The following is an 18,616-nucleotide window of genomic DNA, read 5'->3' as shown; positions in this document are numbered from 1 at the left end:
GCCCGGGCCTTCAAGGTGCGACAACAGCATGGGTCTGGTGCGATTCCTCCTGGCCGCGACCGTGGTCATCAACCACACCGGCCCCCTCTACGGCCTGGTGTTCACCGACGCCTACATGGCGATCAAGGTCTTCTTCATCATCTCGGGCTTTTACATGGCCCTGATCCTGTCCGAGAAATACACCGGCCCGGGCCGTTGCCGGCTTTTCTACACCAACCGCTTCCTGCGCCTGTTTCCGCTCTACTGGGTGGTGCTGTTCCTGTCGCTCGCGGTTTCGCTGGTTTTCAAGTTCGGGCTGCACACCGCCTTGCTGCTCGGCCCGTGGCAGACGTGGCTGCCACGGCTCTCGCCGGCGACCGTGGCGGCGCTGGCCGGGGCCAACCTGACCATCCTCGGCCAGGATCTGCTCTTTTTCACCCACCTTACCCCGGCAAACGGCACCCTGGCCTTTGCCTGGGACGCCTTGTACCGCGCCACGCCGGCCTGGTTTTTCCTGCTCATCCCGCAAGCCTGGACCGTTTCCCTGGAGCTCGTCTTCTACATGCTCGCGCCCTGGCTCGTGCGCCGCTCGAGCGCCTTTCTCATCGCATGCATCGCCGGCAGCATGGCCCTTCGCGCCTGGGTCTACCTCGAGGGGTTCCCCTTCGATCCCTGGAAGCAGCGTTTTTTCCCGGTGGAATGCGGCTTTTTCCTCTGCGGCATCCTCGCCTACCGGCTCTACGCCAGGCTCAAGGCCGTGCCCATCCCCCGGCGTACGTTGTGGGCCGTGGCCGCGCTCTATCTGGCGGGCATCGTCGGCTACCAGTTCCTGCCCGGGGCCAAGGGCAAGGAATTCTACCTCTACGCCGCCACCATCGCCGCCATCCCGTTCCTGTTTCTGCTCACGAAAAAAATGCGCTTCGACCGGGCCATCGGCGAACTGTCCTATCCCATCTACATCTCGCACTGGACCGTCATCATGGTGGCCGAGTATTTTATCGGCAAAAAACACCTGCCGCTCGTGGCCCTTTGCGCCACCGTCCTTTTCAGTCTTGCGCTCAACCGGCTGGTCGCCGACCCCATCGAGCGCTACCGCCAACTGCGCGTGCGTCGCCGCGGCTAACACGCCGCCATAAAAAAGCATCTTTCGCTCCCGGCCGGGGCGTGGTAGGATGAAAGCCGCCCGCAACCCCAACCCTTCGAGGAGCAATACCATGGTCCAGATCAAGACCATCGTCTGCGCCCTGGATTTTTCCGAAGTCAGCCCCAAGGTGGCCGAATACGCCCGCACCCTGGCCCAGGCCTGCGGCGCGCGCATCGTGGCCCTGTACGTGGCCCCGTCGCTGACCCAGTACGTGGAGTTCCACGTCCAGGCCAGCTACATCGACGACTTCGTCACCGGCATCGTCAGCGGCGCCACCGACACCATGGACTCCTTCATCAAGGAATACTTCCAGGGCGTCACGGTGGAGAGCCGCGTCGTGTCCGGCTACGCGGCCGAGGAGATCGTCAGCGTCGCCGAGGAAGTGGGCGCGGACCTGATCGTGCTCGGCACCCACGGCCGCAAGGGCATCGACAAGATCCTGTTCGGCTCCGTGGCCGAAAAGGTCATCAAGACCGCCAAGGTCCCGGTGCTGTCCATGCGCCCCGAGGGCAAGGCCGAGTAGCCGCGTCCCGCGCCCGGTCCGGCCACGACCGCCGGGCCGGTATATGTGTCGCGCCATGACGGGAAGCGTTGTGGTAAATCTCAGGCGTCATGGCCGGCCGCCCTACCGGATCGCGGTTTTGCACGGCGGCCCCGGGGCTGCCGGCGAGATGGCCCCGGTGGCCCGGCGCGTCTCGCGCTTGGCGGGCGTGCTCGAGCCGTTGCAGACGGCCGCCTCCGTGGACGGACAAATCGCCGAGCTCGCCGCGTGCCTGCGCGCGGCGGCGACGCTTCCGGTCGCGCTGGTCGGCCACTCCTGGGGAGCCTGGCTTGGCGTCTGCTGCGCCGCGCGCCATCCCGACATCGTGCGCGAGCTGATTCTCGTCGCGAGCGCCCCGTTTACGGACCAGCACGCCGCAACCATCCTGCAGACGCGACTGGCCCGCCTGCGCCCCGAAGAGGGCCGGGAAGCCCAGGCCCTGCTGGGCCGCGGCGCGGCATTGGACGACGCCGGGCTGGCCCGCCTGGGCAGCCTCTTCGCCCGCGCCGACGCCTACGATCCCCTTCCCCCCGAGGCGGCCGAGACGAAGGCCGCGCCCCTTCCCAGGGATGACGCGCAGGCCGCGATCTTCGCCGCGGTCTGGCCCGAGGCCGCCGCCCTGCGCGCAAGCGGCGAACTGCTGCGCCGCGCGCGCAGCCTGCGCTGCCCGGTCCTCGCCATCCACGGCGAGCACGATCCCCATCCCGTTGCCGGCGTCTGCGAGCCCCTGGCCGACCTTGCGCATTTCCGCTGCGTGCCCCTGCCCCGCTGCGGCCATACGCCGTGGCTGGAGCGGCATGCTCGCGAGCCGTTTTTCCGGCTCCTTGCCACGGCGCTTGGCTTCGGCGACGCGTGCGCCGACGCCTGACGCCCGCCCTTTCCGGATATTTCGGCCCGAACGATCTTACACTATTGGCCGTTTCCTGCCGCCCCAGCGGATGGCGTTCCATCCTCCCGGGAATCACGTGTTTTCCTCTGCGCCAAGCCGGCTGCTCGCAACATCATAATTTGCTGAAATAAATTGTTATCCATTGGAATATGTTTTCCATTTCTGTGACCCGCCATTTTTGTCGTTGCTTTTTGCTCCAGAAGCGTTAAGTGGTACCGGTGTCAAATTTTGCTTTTTTTGTGAAAAAGGAGTCTCTATGGAAAAGCAGACCCTGGAAAAAGTCTTCGAATACGCCTCGTCCCCGGTGCATGGCACCCTCTCGCGCAAGCTGCGCAAGGGTGTGAAAATCCAGGTGAACGAGGGAACCGTTTTCGAGGGAGCCACGCTTTTCCTGGGCGACGAGTTCGTGCGCGTCACCCAGAAGATCGGCGAGGAAACACGCAACAGCTATTATGCCTGGGACAAGATCTGCTGTGTGACCACCATCGGCAAGGTCGAAGAGTAACGACGCCAATCCCCGGCTGACCGGCCGCAAACCGGCCGCCCGGGTTGCCTGAATCCGGTCCGCGCCGGCACCCCTCTCCCGACGTGGACCACACGCCGCCCCAGCTCTCCACGGGGCGGCGTTCTTTTTTTCAAATTTGGAAAGTCAGCAAGAAAGGGGACTGGAGGAAGTTACGCCTCCGGTGGCGCGAACAGGGCTTTCGCCCTCTGGACTCCCGTGTGATGGCATACGGCGGCGTTGCCTTGTTTGGGGCAACGGCCTGATTGCCGCTCGGAAACGGAATGGTGGTTCGCGGCAAGGCCGGACCTTGCTGCGCAATGCCATATCCCCATCCCCATTGCCCACAAGACGATAATGATTATCTCTTTCAAGAGAGGAAAGAGAGCCCTGCCTCGAAGCAGGAGGACACTATGGAACGACTGACCAGCACCTACAAGGGTTACCGGATCGAACTCACGCCCGGCGGCGATTACTGCGCCACCTTCAGCGCGGACATCCGCTCCCCCTCGGGCCTCGTGTCCCATCTGGGCACGGCCGGCAACACCGAGGAGCGCGCCCTGTCCCGCGGCCGTGAATGGATCGATTTCGAGGAAGCCTACTCCCGCCGGCACTAGGCGCGCCGGGGGCGTCCGCCCCCTGGCCCTTTGCGCCGATTGATGCTACCCCCGGGGCCGATTTAGACCTTGGGGGTAGCCGCATCATGCCATCCATACCCGTCACCGTGCTCACCGGCTTTCTCGGCGCCGGCAAGACCACGCTGCTCAACCGTGTCCTCTCCGAGGACCACGGCCGCAAATTCGCCGTCATCGTCAACGAGTTCGGCGAGATCGGCATCGACAACGAACTGATCGTCTCCTCGGACGAGGAGATCTATCTGATGAACAACGGCTGCATCTGCTGCTCGGTGCGCGGGGATCTCATCCGCGTGCTCGGCGGTCTGGCCAGGCGGCGGGGCGCGTTCGACGGCGTGCTCCTCGAAACCACCGGCCTGGCCGACCCGGCGTCCATCATCCAGACCTTCGCCATGGACGAGGACACCCGCGACGCCTTCGCCCTGGATTCGGTCACGACGGTCGTTGACGCGGTCCATTTTCCCCGCCATGTCGCGGAGAACCGGCAGGCCCTGGAACAGGCGGTCTACGCCGACCTCGTCATCCTCAACAAGGCCGACCTCGTGGACGCCCCCGCCATGGCCGCCATCGAGGCCACGGTGCGCCGCTTGAACGACACGGCCGAGATCGTGCGCGCCACGCGCTGCGACGTGCCCGTGGGCAAACTGCTTGACCGCAAGGCCTTCGACATCGGCCAACTGCTTTTCGGCAACCCCGCCCTGGCAGGCGCGCCGGGCCACGCCCACGAACACGACCACGGCATCGCGAGCATAAGCCTCACCGTGGACGCGCCGCTTGATCCGGAAGAGCTCGGCGACTTCCTGGCCACGCTCCTGCGCGAACACGGCCAGGACATCTACCGCTGCAAGGGCATCATGGCCGTGGCCGGCACGGCGCAGCGCTTCATCTTCCAGGGCGTGCACATGTATCTCGAAACCGCCTGGGGCGCGCCGTTTAAGGACGGCGAGGCCCGGGAGAGCCGCGCCGTGTTCATCGGCCGGGGGCTCGACCGCAATATCCTCGAAAAAGGCCTGGCCGCCTGCACGGCCAAGGGAGGTCATCCGTGAGTTTTTCCCCAGACGCCCACCTTCCGGGCCTTTTCACCGCGTCCCTCGACGCCTTCGTCAGCGGCTGCGCCGTAAGCCCCGACGGCGGTACGGCCGCCTATGCCCTGGGCGACGGCAGTCTCGTCCTTTTCGACACGGCCACGGGCGAAACCCACCGCGTCACGGTGCATGCCGGCGCGGCCCAGTGCCTGGCCGCCGCGCCCCAGGGCTTTCTCACCGGCGGCGACGACGGCCGGGCGATGCTCACGCGCCCGGACGGCGAGACCGCGGAACTGGCCGCCTTTCCCGGACAGTGGATCGAGCACGCGGCCGCAAGCGCCGATGGCAGGGTGCTCGCCGTCTCGTGCGGCAAGGCCGTAGTCCTTTTCGACGGCGAAACGCTCACCCCTTCCGTGCTGCCGGAACTGCCCGCGACCGTCGGAGGCCTGGCCGCAAGCCCCGACGGACGCGCGCTCGCCGCCGCGCACAACGACGGCGTGCGGGTCTGGGCGCCGCCGCGTCCGGGCGCGCCCGGCAACGCCTTCGACGGTCCCGGGTCCAACCTGACCCTGGTCTTTTCGCCGGACGGCACGAAAATGGCCTGCGCCACCCAGGACAAGAGCGTGCGCGTCTACGACCTGGAACAAGCCGCCGGCTATCTGCTGGAAGGCTATCCGGCCAAGGTGCGCTGCCTGTCCTTTTCCCCGGACGGCAACACGCTGTGGACCGGCGGCGAGCAGGCGTTCGTGGGTTGGCCCGTGGACGCCGCCACGGACCCGGCCGCGCGCGAGGCGCTCGTGTTCGGCGCGTTCGAGCACGGCCTGCTCGGGGCCGTGGCCGCCCATCCGGCGCTGCCGCTCGTGGCCGGCGGCTTCGACGGCGGCGTGGTCTTTCTCGGCAGCCCCGAGCGCAAGGGCGCGGCCCCCCTGCTCGTGCTGGAAAACCGGCGCGTCACCTGCCTGTCCTGGTCGGCCGACGGCCGGCGGCTGGTCGGCGGCGGCGACAGCGGCGCGGCCTTTTGCATGGATATGGCGGGATAAGGGAAAAACGGATGCCTCCGGCGGCCAGGAGGGGCCGAGGGGCCCCTCCTGGACCACCCCCGGCGGGGAGGAGCGTGCCGGAACTCTCGCACGGCAGCCGCGCAGTTTGAAAACCTACGGGGTGCAGCTTTCGTTCGGCTGGCTGGTGAGAAGTTCACGGATGGCGCGTTGCACTTCGTCCAGGATCGCCAACACGGCGTCGACCGCCTCGCGGGAAGCGGCGGCGTTCCCGGCCAGGGCGGCCTCCTGGAGCCTGCGTGCGTCGCCGGCCAGGCCCCGGGCGCGTAGCGGCACGGCCATGCCGAGCAGGGTGTGGGCCTGGTCGGCAACCACCTTCCAGTCGCCACGCTCCAGGGCTGCCGCCAGCGACGCCGCCACGGCCGGGCTTTCCTCCAGGAAAAGCCGGCTGATTTCCCTGGCGAACTCGCGCTTGCCGCGCTGTTCGTAATATCCCATGTCCATGGGCTCGCTGGGAGCGGCCTCGACGCAGCGCGTCCCGGTCGCCTTCCGCGTCAGCACCCGGCGCATGACCGCAAACAGCTCGTCCACGTCCACGGGCTTGGACACGTAATCGTCGAGGCCCACAGACAGGAAGCGTTCGCGGTCCCCCTTCATGCTGTAGGCGGTCAGGGCCACGATGGGGAGATGCCGCGCCGCCTCTCCGACCTCGCCGGCCCGGATGCGCCGCGTGGCTTCTGCGCCGTCCATCTCGGGCATCTGGATGTCCATGAGCACCACATCCACGGCCGTTTCCCCTAAAAGGGCGAGCGCTTCGCCGCCCGAGCCGGCAATGCACACCTCGCAGCCGGCCTCGACCAGAAAATGGCGTAAAAAGAGCCTGTTGACTTGGTTGTCCTCGGCCAGGAGCACCCGCAACCCGGCGAAACTCCCGGTCCCCTCGACCGCATCCCCTTGCGCCGGCTCCCGCCGCACCTCCTGGGCCGGGCGCAGGGAGACCGTGAAGGTAAACACGCTGCCCATGCCGGGCGTGCTTTCGACGCCGATGGTCCCACCCATCATCTCCACCAGCCGCCGGCTGATGGCCAGCCCCAGTCCCGTGCCGCCGTAGAGCTTGGAGCGGGACTGCTCGATCTGGGAAAAAACCTGGAACAGCGCGGGCATCCGCTCGGGCGGGATGCCGATGCCGGTGTCGCGCACGGCGCAGACCACGCGCATGGGATCGCCCGACCGGTCCAGGCGCACGGACACGGCCACTTCGCCCTTGTCCGTGAACTTGAGCGCGTTGCCGACCAGGTTGCGCACCACCTGCATGAGCCTGTCCGGATCGCCGTGCAGGGTTTCGGGCAAGTGGGGATCGATGCGCAGCGACAGCTTGAGCCCTTTTTGCCGCGCCGAGAAATGAAACGGCTTCATGGTGCGGTCGAGTGTCTCGCGCAGGTCGAAATCCACCGGCGAGAACTCCATCTTGCCGGCCTCGATCTTGGAAAAATCCAGGATATCGTTGACGATACCAAGAAGCGAGCGCGAGGAATCGAGGATCATCTCCAGGTTTTCCCGCACTTCCGGCCGCGGCGCCATGCCGAGCGTCATCTGCGTCAGGCCGATGATGCCCGAAAGCGGCGTGCGGATTTCGTGGCTCATGTTGGCGAGAAACCCGCTCTTGGCCCGGTTGGCGGCCTCGGCCTGGCTGCGCGCCCGTTCCAGATCGCACTCGCGGCCGTGATTCTTGAGGTGGGCGAGCATCCCCTCCCCCAGCAGGCGCAACCGGCCGACATCGGTTTCGGCATATGGCTCGGGTTTGTCGATGACAGCCAACAGCAGCCGCGACGCCTCGCCGTCCGCCACCGGCACGACGATGTGCCGCCGCAGGGGAACCGGTCCGGACAGGCCCTCGCCTTCGCCGGCCGTCATGTTGCCGACCACGGGCAACAGCGCGTCCCAGTCGTCGGAATCGATGCCGACGCAGGCCTGATGGAAGGAGGCGATGTCCGGCGGCAGGCCGAAGGCGGCCAGGGCCGCGGGATCGGCGGCAAGCAGCTCCAGGCCCTTGTGTTTGGGGTCGTACACGGCGCAAAGCCCCGCCCGACTGCCGGTCAGGGACACGGCCATGGACAACGCCGAAGCGCCGAGGGCTTGCAGCGAGCCCTCGCGCATGCGCCCCAGGCGCAGCAGGGCTTCCAGGGTCCGCGTGTGCAGGGCGCGTTCCTCGGCGGCGCGCCGGGAGTCGGTCACGTTAAGGACGTGGGAGATGAAATAGTCGGGCCGGCCTTCGGCGTCGCGCACGAGCCGGGCCGAGACGCGGCCCCAGATCCGCCGGCCCGTGGCGTGAATGTAGCGCTTCTCGAAACGGAAATGCTCCCGCCTGCCGCTCAGGGCCAGGGCGATGTACCGGGGGCTGACGCCGCGGTCGTCGGGATGGGCAAGGTCGTTTATGCTCATGGTCAGGAGCCGTTCCCGGTCGAGGCCGAAAAACTCGCACAACGCCTCGTTGACGCGCAGGAAACGCCCGCTGACGTCCACGATGCAAAGGCCCTCGTTGGCCCCCTCGAAGGCCATGCGGAAAAGCGCTTCGCTCGCGGCGAGCGCGGCTTCGCCGCGACGCTTTTCCGTGACGTCCGTGACCACGGCCAGAAAACGGACGAAACAGCCTGAGGCGTCGCATTCCCCGACGCCGGACACAACCACGTCCACGATCCGGCCATCCCGGGCCACCATCCGGTAGGCCCGTTCCATCTGGCGTTCCTGCGCGACCATGCCCGCCAGCGTCGCCCGGAAGGGCTCGCGGGATTCGGGCAGGAGGAAGTCGGCGAAATTGCGGCCCACCACCTCCTGCTCCGTGTAGCCGAGCGTTTCCAGCCAGCAGGCATTGACCGTCAGCAGACGTCCGGTCCCGTCGATGGAATGCAGCATGACCGGAACATTGCGAAAAAACGACGTCAGGCGCGCAAGCGCCTCCCCGCGTCCGTATCCTGCGTCCATGAAACGAACTCCTTGCCCCGTTTCCCGGGTACTGGCCTACCCCCTTAGCCCAGCCGGAGCGTGATGACAACGCCGCGGCGAAACCGGCCGCTCTCCCGCTGGGCCGCTTGTCCCCGGGCCGGCTTTGTTGCTATGTTCGCCCGCACAGGGCTTTCCACGCCCGATCCGCCTTTCTGGAGAACGCACATGCAACACACGCAATGCCTGATCATCGGCTCGGGTCCGGCCGGGCTTTCCGCCGCCATCTACACGGCTCGGGCCGGCATGGACACCCTGGTCGCCGGCTGCGAACCCAAGATCGCCGGCGATTACGACATCGACAATTATTTCGGCTTTCCCGAGACCATCTCCGGCCGCGAACTCATCAGCCGCGGCGTACGCCAAGCCGAACGCTTCGGCGCGCGCCTGGCCTGCGAACGGGTGCTGGCCGTGCACGCGGGCGACGACGGCGCGTTCCACATCGTCACGGACAAGAACGAATACGAAGCCAAGGCCGTGGTCATCGCCGCTGGCGTGGCCCGGGTGCGCCCGGGCATCGCCAACATCGCCGACTACGAGGGCAAGGGCGTCTCGTATTGCGTGAGTTGCGACGGCTTCTTCTTCCGGGGCCGCAAGGTCGTGGTGGTCGGCGAGGGCAACTACGCCGCCAACCAGGCGCTGGAGCTGACCAATTTCACCAAGGACATCGCCATCTACACCCAGGGCAAGGAGACGGCCATGGGCAACGGGTTCGCGGCCAAGCTCGAAGCGGCCGGCATCCCGGTTTCCGCGGCGAAAATCGTGCGCCTGACCGGAGAACCGGCCATGACCGCCGCCGTGCTCGAGGACGGCGGCGAAGTGGCGGCGGAAGGGCTTTTCGTGGCCATGGGCCAGGCCTCGGCCCTGGATTTCGCCAAGACGCTCGGCGTGACGACGCGCGGGGCGTTCATCGAGGCGGACCACGAACAGAAGACGAACGTGCCCGGGGTGTTCGCGGCCGGCGACTGCGTCGGGCATTTCATGCAGATCAGCGTGGCCGTGGGCGAAGGAGCCAAGGCCGGTCGCGCGGCTATCGCGCACGTCAAGGAACTGGCGGAAAAGGCCGGGGCGTAGGGCTCCGGCGCGCCGCACCCTTGACAAACCGTGCATGCGCGGCTTATAAAATCAAGTTCGCGAATACGGCATGGGCCTATAGCTCAGTTGGTAGAGCCACCGGCTCATAACCGGCAGGTCCCAGGTTCGAATCCTGGTGGGCCCACCACGAAGGATACATGGCCATTCAGACCGCCCCCACCGCCGCCACGGCGCATGCGACAACCCGGCACTGGCGCTTTCGGGCCCAGGCCACGATGCAAGCCTCCCCTCCTGCGTCATGCGCGTAACCGACCTCCTTGCAGCCATCGAGGCCACGGCCGATCCCGGCCGGGCCGCCTCCTGGGACCGCAGCGGCGTGCAGATCGCCGGCACGCGGGAGACCTGCGACAAGCTCGCCGTGGCCCTGGACCCGACGCCCGCCTTCGTCGCCGAGGCCCTGACCTGGGGCGCACAGGTGCTGCTCGTCCACCACCCCCTGACCCTTTCACCGCGCCTGCCCGACCGCGTGGACGATTACCACCGCATCCTGGCCATGGTCCTGTCGAGCAGAGCTTGGCTCTACGCCGCGCACACCTCCCTGGACACGGCCGTGGACGGCCCGCCCGCCTGGCTCGCCGAAGCGCTCGGGCTCACGGACCGCCGCGTGCTGGAACCGGCCGGCAAAAGGCCCCATCTCGCCGCGTGCTGGAACGTCGCCGCGCCCGAAACCGTGCGAAACGCCCTGGAGGCGCTCCCGGGCGTGACCCTTGCCCCGCCCGCGCCGGGCCGGCTCGAAGCGGTCTTTCCCCGGCGCATGCAGGCCCGCGCCTGCGACGCCGTGGCCGCGGCCAGCCCGGACGCCGTGCTTTTTTCCCTCACGGAACTGGCCTCGCCTGCGGAAACCTACGGCTACGGCTGCGTCGGCACGCTGCCCGAGCCCCTGCCCTTCGGCACGCTCCTCGGCCGGCTGGCGACGCTCTTGCCGCGCAGCTTTTTCCCCATGGCCGGCGAGGAACCGGAAACCGTCGCCACGCTGGCCTATTGCCCCGGCTCCGGCGCGGACATGGCCGGACGCGCCTTCGCCGCCGGCGCGGACGTGTACCTCACCGGCGACCTCAAGTACCATCAGACCCTGGCCGTGCCACCGGGCAAATGCGTCCTCGATGTGGGCCACTTCAGCCTCGAAGAGGTGATGCTGCGCCGCTTCGCCGAGGACCTTGCCGCAACCCTCGGGCCCATGGGCCCTGCCGTGCGCTTTTTCCCCGGAAACGACCCGTTTTCGGCGTACGTCCCCCAAGGGACCTCGCCCCGGGGAACCGAATAACCATGCGGAGAACCCCATGTATCTGAAACAGATCGAACAGCTGGTGGTCTTGCAGAAAGTGGATGACGAGATCGTCCTGCTCCAGGACGAGCTCAAAAAGGCCCCCCTGCGCATAACCGAACTGGAAAAGAGCCGCCAGGAAATCGAAGACAACGCCGCGATCATTCGCGACAAGCTCAAGTACCTGACCGACCAGCAAAAGCGGCTGGAAGGCGAGATCGAAACCGATTCCATGCGGCTCAAAAAGAGCAAGAGCAAGATGATGCAGGTCGGCAACTCCAAGGAGTATCACGCGATGATGCGCGAGATGGACAACCTTGAGAAGCAGAACCGCGGCCGCGAAGAGGAAAAGATCACCGTCGCCGAGGAACTGGCCCGTCAGAACCTGGAGCTCAAGTCCATCGACGAGCAGACAACCGAACTCGACGCCGAACTGGCCGTCGCCCGCCAGAGCCTGGACGAACGCATCGCCGTAGCCAAGGCGCGCCTCGCCGAACTCGACGCCCGCCGCGCCGAAGCCTGCACCGCCGTGCCCAAGCCCATTTTGCAGCGCTACGAATTCATCCGTTCGCGCCTGAAAAACCCGGTCATCGTGCACGTGGACGGCGGCATCTGCTCGGGCTGCCACATCTCCATCCCGCCCCAGTCCTTCATCGAGCTGCAAAAGGGCATTCAGATCCTGAGCTGCCCCAACTGCCAGCGCCTGATCTACTGGCGCGACCACATCGCCCCCGATCCGGAAGAGGTGGCAGCGGCCGAAGCCGCGGCCGCCGAAGCGCCGGAGGAATAGCCTTATCCGGGACGCCGCTGCCGCAGGGGAGCGGCGTCCCTTTTTTTCGGTCCGGATCCGGGCGCGACGCGGTGGCGGCGTCTCCGGGAATGCGCCCTTCCCCTGCGGCTCCGCGTCAGGGGAGCCGGACATGTCCCGTGCTTGCCTTCCTTGCCCGCCTCGCAGCACCGCTGTTCCTGCGCAGTTGGCACACTGCCAATCCGTGCTACTCTTCACTATGGCAACGGCCATCTTCAAGCCACTCGCCGCATATCTTGCTATTACAAATCCAAGACGATTCAAAACGGATCAAGGATTGAGTGGCCCGAGGGCATGCGAATTCCTCCGCGGGAGGGGTCGACGGCGGAGGTATTTATCCCGCGCCGCAGCCATCTGCGCAAAGAGAATATTGCCTGACCAGTTTTCTTTTTCCCTGCCGTACAAATTCGCTTCCAAAGCGGCGAATTGCCGCTCAAGCTCTTTGTTTCCATAGCGCTCGACGAAGACCGAAACATTGCAAGAGTCGTCGCAGCCCCCTGCCGCATCGAACCACAGGGTCAACGTCTGCATGGTTTCCGCCGCTGCATGGGAAGCGGCGGCCCGTTCGAATTGTCGAAAAAGCGCTTTCGCGGTTTTCCCGTTGGCCCGTGCCGGTCGGGTTCCACCACTGAATCCGCAGCTCCGGCAGGGTGTACGTCCCGACCTTCTGGCAGACCAGGGAGAACGTCTCCACGCGCTTCCCGATAAAATCCCCGCGCGCGGTGTCGGTGGCGACCTGGGGATGTCCGGCATACATGGCCAGGCCGTCGAACGCCTGCATCTACAAGGGAGGCAACGCCATGCCGGGCACGCCGGTCGCCCGCAAGGTGGTGGTCCGGGTGAAGGCGTCGCCCACGGCGGCCTTGTCGGGATTCGGCGTCCACCGGTCATCGACCTTGAAATCCGTGGCGGTCACGAGGGGGAGTTGCGCATCCGCGCCGGGTACGGCCAGGGCCGTGATCTGCGCGGCGGTGGTGGAAAGGGTCGCGTCCGATTCCTGGCCCGCGTCGCCCTGATACCCGAATTCCACCGGGAAAGCGGGCAAGGTGAGCGTGCCGGAGCGCAGGGGGAAAACGGAAATGGCGTATTGCTTGGAGATATAGGAGACGCCGTCGATGGTCTTCGTGCCCAGCAGCGGATGGGCATCGTCCGCGAGGATCGCCAGGCCGGCATCCTTGGGCAGATCGAAACGGGGCACCCCGGCAAAGGACGTGGTCGTAAAAAGGGTGACGTTCATGGCCAGGCGCTGGCCGACCCAGATCGTGTCCGGTTGCCGCAGTTCGCTTTGCAGCAGCACCGGCTGGCCGGCCGCGAAACAGAGCGGCGTCGCCGCCAGCACGACGGCCAGCAGGAGCAGGCCAAGGCGTGCGCTGCGCCGGCTCATGGCGCCCGTTTCCCGGCCCCTGCTGCGCCGCCTGGTACGCGAATTTGGCGCGCAGGAAATCCGCCGGCCGGGTCTGCACCTGGCGCAGCCACATGGCGCGCAATTGTGCATCTGTGAGTTGCTGCGGTCCGCCGGCGACCGTCTCTTTCTGATCCTGCGGCGCGTTGGCCGCCTGCTTGTCGAAAACGATCTTGTCCGGCGGCAGATACCCTCCGGTGCCTTCGTCTCCTTCGTTGGGCGGATGCAGCCGCTTTTCGCGCTCCATGGCCAGTTCGAAGTTGTCGCTTGCCTCCTTCCAGCCGAGCCTGAGATCCAGGGCCTTGCGGTAGCCGGCCATGGCCTCGTCGTAGTTGCCGAGCATGACCAGGGCATTGGCCCGGTTGTAGAGCGCCGCGGCGCTGTCGTCCTGGCCGAAGGCGGCGGCTGCCCCCTTGAAGTTGCCGGCGCGGTAGAGGGCGGTCCCCCGCTGCATGGGGTCCGCGAAAACGGCGACGGCCCTGGCGTAGTCCTGGCGGGCCATGGCGATGCGCCCCTGCTGGTCCGGCGTGAGAAAGAGATTCCCCGGCGACCAACGGCCGTCTTTTGCGCCTTTGCAGGCCTGGGCGGACACGATGCGATGTTTTTTGCGACATTTTGACGGACGCCACGAGAGGCACGACGCCAAGGCATATGAAATAGATCGAGGCGCTTCACCAGTCCCCGAAAAGTATGAAGAGGTCTGGTCGCAGGCCCTCGTCCAGTTCCAGCATTCTCCAAAACCGGATAATTTTCCGGATAACCGAATCGAACCGAGGCGGTTTTATCCCTTCAAATCAGCATATTACCCAGCAAATGCGGTTGACTCCGCCAAAAAAACTTCCAACACGATCCGCTGCGATCCAAAAGACCAAAAATTTCAAGGCGAAGCCGGGCTCACAAGGTCCGGCTTCGTCCTTTTGGGCCGTTCGGCCCCCTCCTGAACCGGATATCCGATGCATTACTGTTTAACGGCGTTCAAAACAGCAGAGGCGTCATTGCGCCGAGAAAGCGATACGAAGACAGGCAAAGAAGCCACACAAGCCCACATATCGTTGATTCTTGCTTCAATATTAAAATGATGCGTCCCGGCACGATCAAAAGATGCCCCATTCAATACGAAATTCATACGATGCCGATAGCTATGCATGGAAATATTACCCGTCTCGATAAAAGGGGATACTTTCCCCTCTGGGCTGACATGCGAAATCCTTATGGAAAAATTTTCAACAACATCGCCGCCAGTATCCTTTTCCCATGACGTTCCGATGGCAAGAAACGGTAGCACCACAGGAAATTCTGGCGCAATGACATTGTCAATCGTCATGACATAGCTCACAATATTTGTCTCGGAATCTGTTATTATATTCTGGCACAACACAGACCAACAATGCCTGATCATAAGTCCTCCTCCATATGATTCCAAGCCGCGACAAGGAATGCCCCAAATATCGCACCCCATGTCTCACTCTTTACCGGCGAACGTCCCTTCAATGTTTGCAATTGGTTATGCCAAGCCTTGTCCCCTCTGGCAACGACAATCGGGTTCAGCGGGCACGGCGGGGCAGCGCACGCGTTCCGGGCCGCCGATATGGCACATGTTGCCGGCAAGACGACCCGGATTAACGTGCCGGGAAGAATGGATGCCCCCATGGAGATGGCCGGACGGAGACAAAACCCTTCCGCGCCCTTAACCTTTTCCACGGGTTGCCGATAACGGCGGTATCGTCGCCCCCCTCGAAACGGCACACAGGAGATGCACCATGACGCACCAGGCAACCACGATTCCGGGCTGTCTTTTTCCCTGGAACGAACGGGCCATGTGCAACGCGCTGCCGGTGTTCGTCCTGTGCTGCTTCATCGTGTTGTCCTGGGCCGGCGTCGCCCTGGCCTCCCTGACCGTGCTCTTCGACACCAGCAAATATTCCGGCGACGTCTGGCTCCAGATCCAGGACCCCAACGCCGGCACGGGCAACGCCTTGCAGGCCACCTATAACAGCGGCCAGTCCGCCATCACCTACGGTACGCACCAGACCACGGACGACCCGCCCCAGACCGTCACGAACCTGATGTCGACCCCGGTCAAGCTCTCGGCCATCGGGAGCGGCGGCCTGACCGTCAACAAGTCCATCAGCTGCGTCTACTACCTGTTCTACGACGACCCGAGCGGCGGGACCAACTACCTCACGACCGCGCCCTCCGTGTTCACGACGCCGCAACGGTTCCAGCAGTTCGAGATGACGATGAACGGCGGCAGCGGCGACCAGGGCAATCTGACGAACATCGACGCCTTCACGGCCCCGCTGAGCATCAAGAGTTACCAGAGCAATCCCTTGCAGGCCCCCTCCGGGCCCGTGCTGCAAAGCACCGGTTACGGCAACTGGACCGCAAACCAGATCGCGGGCCTCCTGGTCAGGGCCGGAGCCAGCGGGGCGGCCGTGCTGAAGGACTCGTCCGGCAAATTGATCCGCTACATCGGCCCCTCCATCTTCGATCCCGGCAACGCGCAGGTGGTCAATCCCTGGCCTTCGTTCGTCCCCTACGCCCAGTCCCTGACCTCCACCACGACCACGCTACAACGCGCCAACGCCTTCGGCGCCGGCAATGCCACCTGGGCCTCGACCCAGACGTACACGTTCGGCATCGACATGCAGGCCACGACCGCCAGCGACGGCACCATCACCGCCAGCGGCAAGCTTACGGCCGCGGTGAGCAATCCCGCTTCGGTGACGAGCCCCAATCCCGCCCTGCCCGCCGGTGGCGCATGGACCAACGTCAGCATCACCATCTCCCCAACGACCGGCACGAACGGGATCGCCGACTACAACGCCGCCATTTACGGACAGTCCGGGAGCCCGGTCGTAGACCCGCAAGATTCCGCCAAGTGGATACTGAACAACACGGCGATAACCCTTGGCCCGGACTGGGACAACTTCCAGACCTTCTGCATGAACACCCTGGGGGATCCAAGCCTCGCCGAAAACCCGAGCACGAACGCATCGCTCCAGGACCTCCAGGCGTACCTGACCACCTTGAACATGGCCCTCGGGGAACTGACCACGGGATTGCTCGGCGGCTACTTCGGCAGCACCTACCAGGTCACGTTCGAGGGCACGACCGCCGCGATCGGCACCCTCCCGAGCCAGGATTGGTGGCAGATGGACCCGTTGGTGGGCTTCTCCCAGATCCAGAGCGACCCGACCCATTACAACCGCTACGCCAGCGTGATCTGGACCACTTCGAACAACACCGTCTACGGGGTCCCCTACAGCGACCGCTTCGGCAGCGGTCCCCTGGTCAACACCGTGTTGACGCCGGACATGCAAACGAGCGTGGGCTACTGGGTGGTCGGCGTCGGCGCTCCGGCCACCGGGGCATCGCTCGCCACCCCTGCACCCGACATCTTGTTGCTCCTCAATAAGTAAACGCGTCGCCAACGCGGCACGTGACGCAACGGCACGGCGCAGGCGGTCCGCCGCCGTGTCGCTGCAGACGGCAGCCCGCAAGCGTCCGCTTCGGCCGCCTTGGCGGCGTCGCGTCTTGCGGGATTGTTTATATCGATACCATTTAGTTTATTTTTATAGACAAAAAGCCCCGCGCATCGTATTTCCCGGGCCATGCGCACGTTTTTTCCCGGCATTCCCGCTGCGGTCCGGACCCGGCTCCCCCTGCCGCTCTACCTCTCCCCCGTGGCGGCAGGCTTTCCCTCGCCCGCCGAAGACTACGTGGACAAGAGGCTCGACCTCAACGAGCTCCTCGTCCGCAATCCCGCCGCCACCTTCTTCGTGCGCGCCCAGGGCGACTCCATGCGCGACGCCGGCATCGCCACGGACGACCTGCTCGTCGTGGACCGGGCGGCGCAGCCCCGAAACGGCAGCATCGTCGTCGCCGCCCTGGACGGCGAACTCACGGTCAAGCGCCTGTGCCGCAAAAACGGCCGGCTGTTCCTGGTCCCGGACAACCCCGACTACGCGCCGCTCGAGGTCCCGCCCGAGGCGTCCCTCACGGTCTGGGGCGTGGTCACCTACGTCATCCACAAGGCGGGCTGACCATGCCCTGCTTCGCCCTTGTGGACTGCAATTCCTTCTATGCCTCCTGCGAGCGCGTCTTCGTGCCCGCCCTGGCCGGGCGGCCGATCGTGGTGCTTTCCAACAACGACGGCTGCGTGATCTCCGGTTCCGCCGAGGCCAAGGCCGCAGGCATCCCCATGGGCAGACCGGCCTTCCAGTGCCGGGAGCTCTTCGAGCGCCACGACGTAGCGGTCTTTTCCTCCAACTACGCGCTCTACGGCGACCTCTCGGCGCGGGTCATGGCCACTCTGGCGCGGTTTGCGCCCGCGCTCGAAGTCTATTCCATCGACGAGGCCTTCCTCGACCTGACGGGCCTGCCCGGCGACGTCGCGGCCTACGCCCACCGCATCCGGGAGACGGTCGGCGTGTGGACGGGCATCCCGGTCTCCATCGGCATCGGGCCGACGAAAACACTGGCCAAGGTCGCCAACCGCATCGCCAAGAAAGATCCGGCCCACGGCGGGGTGTTCGATTTCGCGGCCTGCCCCGATCGCGACGCTGTCCTTGCGGACTTTCCCATCGAGGACGTCTGGGGCATCGGCCGCCGGCACACGGCCATGCTGGCCCGCTACGGGGTGTTCACGGCCGGGCGGTTTTGCGAGCTGCCCCGGGATTTCGTCAAAAAGCGGATGACCGTAGGCGGGGTGCACACGCAGCTCGAGCTGCAAGGCCAGTCCTGCCTCGACCTGGAAACGGCGGCGGCGGCGCGCAAATCCGTGGTCTCGTCCCGCTCGTTCGGGCGGCCGGTGGTCGAAGCCTCCGAGATGCGCGAGGCCCTGGCCATGCACGTGACCCGGGCGGCGCAGCGCCTGCGCGCCTGCGGCCTCGTCGCAAACGGCGTCACGGCCTGGGTGCAGACCAACACCTTCGTCAAGGGCGCGCCGCAGTACTCCGGCAGCGCATTCTCGGCCCTGCCCGCAGCCACCGCCCACACGGGCGACATCCTGCGCGTCGCCCTCACGGTGCTCAAAACGCTTTTCCGGCCCGGCTACCGCTACAAGAAGGTCGGGGTGATGCTCTCGGGCCTGGAGAAAACCGGGGGCCGCCAGCTGTCCCTGCTCGCCCCCGCGCCGGAAAGGGACGCCAGGGGCGAGCGGCTCATGGCCGCCATGGACGCGGTCAACGCGCGTTTCGGCCGCGACGCCGTGCGCCTTGCCGCCTGCGGCCTGAAACAGCCGTGGCAGATGCACCAGGCCGCGCGCTCGCCGCGCTACACCACGGTCTGGGACGAACTGCCGACGGCCCGGGCCTGACACGCAAATGTCCG

General features: G+C 65.8%; 18 protein-coding genes and 1 tRNA gene. 15 read left to right on the top strand and 4 right to left on the bottom strand.

What is annotated here, in order from left to right:
* Window positions 1-28 precede the first annotated feature (28 nt).
* The 7 genes from Q368_RS0108755 (at window position 29) to Q368_RS0108725 (ending at window position 5,755) form a co-directional block, all read left to right on the top strand.
* Entirely contained in the window at window positions 29-1,102 is a 1,074-nt protein-coding gene (locus tag Q368_RS0108755; protein WP_029458689.1) for an acyltransferase family protein, read from the top strand.
* Between the two features lie 91 nt (window positions 1,103-1,193).
* Window positions 1,194-1,646 (top strand): universal stress protein, encoded by a 453-nt coding sequence (locus Q368_RS0108750; protein WP_029458688.1) that lies wholly within the window; start codon window positions 1,194-1,196, stop codon window positions 1,644-1,646.
* 70 nt (window positions 1,647-1,716) lie between these two features.
* The gene (locus Q368_RS0108745) at window positions 1,717-2,532 is read left to right on the top strand and encodes an alpha/beta fold hydrolase (RefSeq protein WP_245611305.1); all 816 of its coding nucleotides are present in this window, start codon (window positions 1,717-1,719) and stop codon (window positions 2,530-2,532) included.
* Window positions 2,533-2,809: 277 nt separating this feature from the next.
* Window positions 2,810-3,058 (top strand): hypothetical protein, encoded by a 249-nt coding sequence (locus Q368_RS0108740; RefSeq protein ID WP_029458686.1) that lies wholly within the window; start codon window positions 2,810-2,812, stop codon window positions 3,056-3,058.
* 410 nt (window positions 3,059-3,468) lie between these two features.
* Entirely contained in the window at window positions 3,469-3,672 is a 204-nt protein-coding gene (locus Q368_RS0108735; RefSeq protein ID WP_029458685.1) for a hypothetical protein, read from the top strand.
* Window positions 3,673-3,758: 86 nt separating this feature from the next.
* Window positions 3,759-4,736, top strand: coding sequence for a CobW family GTP-binding protein (locus Q368_RS0108730; protein WP_029458684.1), 978 nt, complete (start codon window positions 3,759-3,761; stop codon window positions 4,734-4,736).
* Window positions 4,733-5,755 carry a WD40 repeat domain-containing protein gene (locus Q368_RS0108725; protein WP_029458683.1) on the top strand — a complete coding sequence of 341 codons (1,023 nt, stop codon included), beginning with the start codon at window positions 4,733-4,735 and terminating at the stop codon, window positions 5,753-5,755. The genes Q368_RS0108730 and Q368_RS0108725 overlap by 4 nt, the downstream gene beginning before the upstream one ends.
* 114 nt (window positions 5,756-5,869) lie before the next feature.
* On the opposite strand, the gene Q368_RS0108720 is transcribed toward Q368_RS0108725, so the two are convergent.
* Entirely contained in the window at window positions 5,870-8,695 is a 2,826-nt protein-coding gene (locus Q368_RS0108720; protein WP_029458682.1) for a PAS domain S-box protein, read from the bottom strand.
* Window positions 8,696-8,881: 186 nt separating this feature from the next.
* Here Q368_RS0108720 and Q368_RS0108715 point away from each other — a divergent pair, with 186 nt between their 5' ends.
* The 4 genes from Q368_RS0108715 to Q368_RS0108700 all read left to right on the top strand — a co-directional run bounded on the left by Q368_RS0108715 (window position 8,882) and on the right by Q368_RS0108700 (window position 11,862).
* A complete protein-coding gene (locus Q368_RS0108715; RefSeq protein ID WP_029458681.1) occupies window positions 8,882-9,787 on the top strand; it encodes an NAD(P)/FAD-dependent oxidoreductase in 906 nt (301 codons plus the stop codon).
* Window positions 9,788-9,859: 72 nt separating this feature from the next.
* Window positions 9,860-9,935: transfer RNA gene (locus Q368_RS0108710), tRNA-Ile, on the top strand.
* 111 nt (window positions 9,936-10,046) lie between these two features.
* Complete coding sequence (locus tag Q368_RS0108705; RefSeq protein WP_029458680.1) at window positions 10,047-11,072, top strand: Nif3-like dinuclear metal center hexameric protein; 1,026 nt, start codon at window positions 10,047-10,049, stop codon at window positions 11,070-11,072.
* A gap of 16 nt (window positions 11,073-11,088) precedes the next feature.
* On the top strand, window positions 11,089-11,862 hold the full coding sequence (locus Q368_RS0108700; RefSeq protein ID WP_029458679.1) for a zinc ribbon domain-containing protein: 774 nt from the start codon (window positions 11,089-11,091) through the stop codon (window positions 11,860-11,862).
* A 288-nt stretch (window positions 11,863-12,150) separates the two neighbouring features.
* On the opposite strand, the gene Q368_RS27530 is transcribed toward Q368_RS0108700, so the two are convergent.
* Together Q368_RS27530 and Q368_RS26455 are read right to left on the bottom strand one after the other, a co-directional pair.
* Entirely contained in the window at window positions 12,151-12,633 is a 483-nt protein-coding gene (locus tag Q368_RS27530) for a BatD family protein (RefSeq protein WP_483852539.1), read from the bottom strand.
* Between the two features lie 28 nt (window positions 12,634-12,661).
* Window positions 12,662-13,264 carry a BatD family protein gene (locus Q368_RS26455; RefSeq protein ID WP_029458678.1) on the bottom strand — a complete coding sequence of 201 codons (603 nt, stop codon included), beginning with the start codon at window positions 13,262-13,264 and terminating at the stop codon, window positions 12,662-12,664.
* Here Q368_RS26455 and Q368_RS26450 point away from each other — a divergent pair.
* Window positions 13,263-13,901, top strand: coding sequence for a hypothetical protein (locus tag Q368_RS26450; RefSeq protein WP_029458677.1), 639 nt, complete (start codon window positions 13,263-13,265; stop codon window positions 13,899-13,901). The genes Q368_RS26455 and Q368_RS26450 overlap by 2 nt on opposite strands.
* A 339-nt stretch (window positions 13,902-14,240) precedes the next feature.
* On the opposite strand, the gene Q368_RS25600 is transcribed toward Q368_RS26450, so the two are convergent.
* Window positions 14,241-14,681, bottom strand: coding sequence for a DUF6941 family protein (locus Q368_RS25600; protein WP_156955672.1), 441 nt, complete (start codon window positions 14,679-14,681; stop codon window positions 14,241-14,243).
* A 361-nt stretch (window positions 14,682-15,042) separates the two neighbouring features.
* Between Q368_RS25600 and Q368_RS0108685 the strand changes: the two genes are divergently transcribed.
* The 3 genes from Q368_RS0108685 (at window position 15,043) to Q368_RS0108675 (ending at window position 18,602) form a co-directional block, all read left to right on the top strand.
* A complete protein-coding gene (locus Q368_RS0108685) occupies window positions 15,043-16,704 on the top strand; it encodes a hypothetical protein (RefSeq protein ID WP_029458676.1) in 1,662 nt (553 codons plus the stop codon).
* Window positions 16,705-16,896: 192 nt separating this feature from the next.
* Window positions 16,897-17,328, top strand: a complete 432-nt coding sequence (locus Q368_RS0108680) for a LexA family protein (protein ID WP_052360084.1) — start codon at window positions 16,897-16,899, stop codon at window positions 17,326-17,328.
* A gap of 2 nt (window positions 17,329-17,330) precedes the next feature.
* Window positions 17,331-18,602, top strand: a complete 1,272-nt coding sequence (locus Q368_RS0108675; protein ID WP_029458674.1) for a Y-family DNA polymerase — start codon at window positions 17,331-17,333, stop codon at window positions 18,600-18,602.
* Window positions 18,603-18,616 lie beyond the last annotated feature (14 nt).

Origin of the sequence: Solidesulfovibrio alcoholivorans DSM 5433, from assembly GCF_000702665.1 — a bacterium.
In the GTDB taxonomy this organism is placed as follows: domain Bacteria; phylum Desulfobacterota; class Desulfovibrionia; order Desulfovibrionales; family Desulfovibrionaceae; genus Solidesulfovibrio; species Solidesulfovibrio alcoholivorans.
Note: the sequence above shows the minus strand (reverse complement) of the source record. Positions and strands in the feature narration are given on the sequence as shown.

Coding starts and splice junctions, on each gene's coding strand:
- Q368_RS0108755 (WP_029458689.1), top strand. CDS start 29: ATGGGTCTGGTGCGATTCCTCCTGGCCGCGACCGTGGTCATCAACCAC.
- Q368_RS0108750 (WP_029458688.1), top strand. CDS start 1,194: ATGGTCCAGATCAAGACCATCGTCTGCGCCCTGGATTTTTCCGAAGTC.
- Q368_RS0108740 (WP_029458686.1), top strand. CDS start 2,810: ATGGAAAAGCAGACCCTGGAAAAAGTCTTCGAATACGCCTCGTCCCCG.
- Q368_RS0108735 (WP_029458685.1), top strand. CDS start 3,469: ATGGAACGACTGACCAGCACCTACAAGGGTTACCGGATCGAACTCACG.
- Q368_RS0108730 (WP_029458684.1), top strand. CDS start 3,759: ATGCCATCCATACCCGTCACCGTGCTCACCGGCTTTCTCGGCGCCGGC.
- Q368_RS0108720 (WP_029458682.1), bottom strand. CDS start 8,695: ATGGACGCAGGATACGGACGCGGGGAGGCGCTTGCGCGCCTGACGTCG.
- Q368_RS0108715 (WP_029458681.1), top strand. CDS start 8,882: ATGCAACACACGCAATGCCTGATCATCGGCTCGGGTCCGGCCGGGCTT.
- Q368_RS0108705 (WP_029458680.1), top strand. CDS start 10,047: ATGCGCGTAACCGACCTCCTTGCAGCCATCGAGGCCACGGCCGATCCC.
- Q368_RS0108700 (WP_029458679.1), top strand. CDS start 11,089: ATGTATCTGAAACAGATCGAACAGCTGGTGGTCTTGCAGAAAGTGGAT.
- Q368_RS27530 (WP_483852539.1), bottom strand. CDS start 12,633: ATGCCGGACATCCCCAGGTCGCCACCGACACCGCGCGCGGGGATTTTA.
- Q368_RS26450 (WP_029458677.1), top strand. CDS start 13,263: ATGGCGCCCGTTTCCCGGCCCCTGCTGCGCCGCCTGGTACGCGAATTT.
- Q368_RS26455 (WP_029458678.1), bottom strand. CDS start 13,264: ATGAGCCGGCGCAGCGCACGCCTTGGCCTGCTCCTGCTGGCCGTCGTG.
- Q368_RS25600 (WP_156955672.1), bottom strand. CDS start 14,681: ATGATCAGGCATTGTTGGTCTGTGTTGTGCCAGAATATAATAACAGAT.
- Q368_RS0108685 (WP_029458676.1), top strand. CDS start 15,043: ATGACGCACCAGGCAACCACGATTCCGGGCTGTCTTTTTCCCTGGAAC.
- Q368_RS0108680 (WP_052360084.1), top strand. CDS start 16,897: ATGCGCACGTTTTTTCCCGGCATTCCCGCTGCGGTCCGGACCCGGCTC.
- Q368_RS0108675 (WP_029458674.1), top strand. CDS start 17,331: ATGCCCTGCTTCGCCCTTGTGGACTGCAATTCCTTCTATGCCTCCTGC.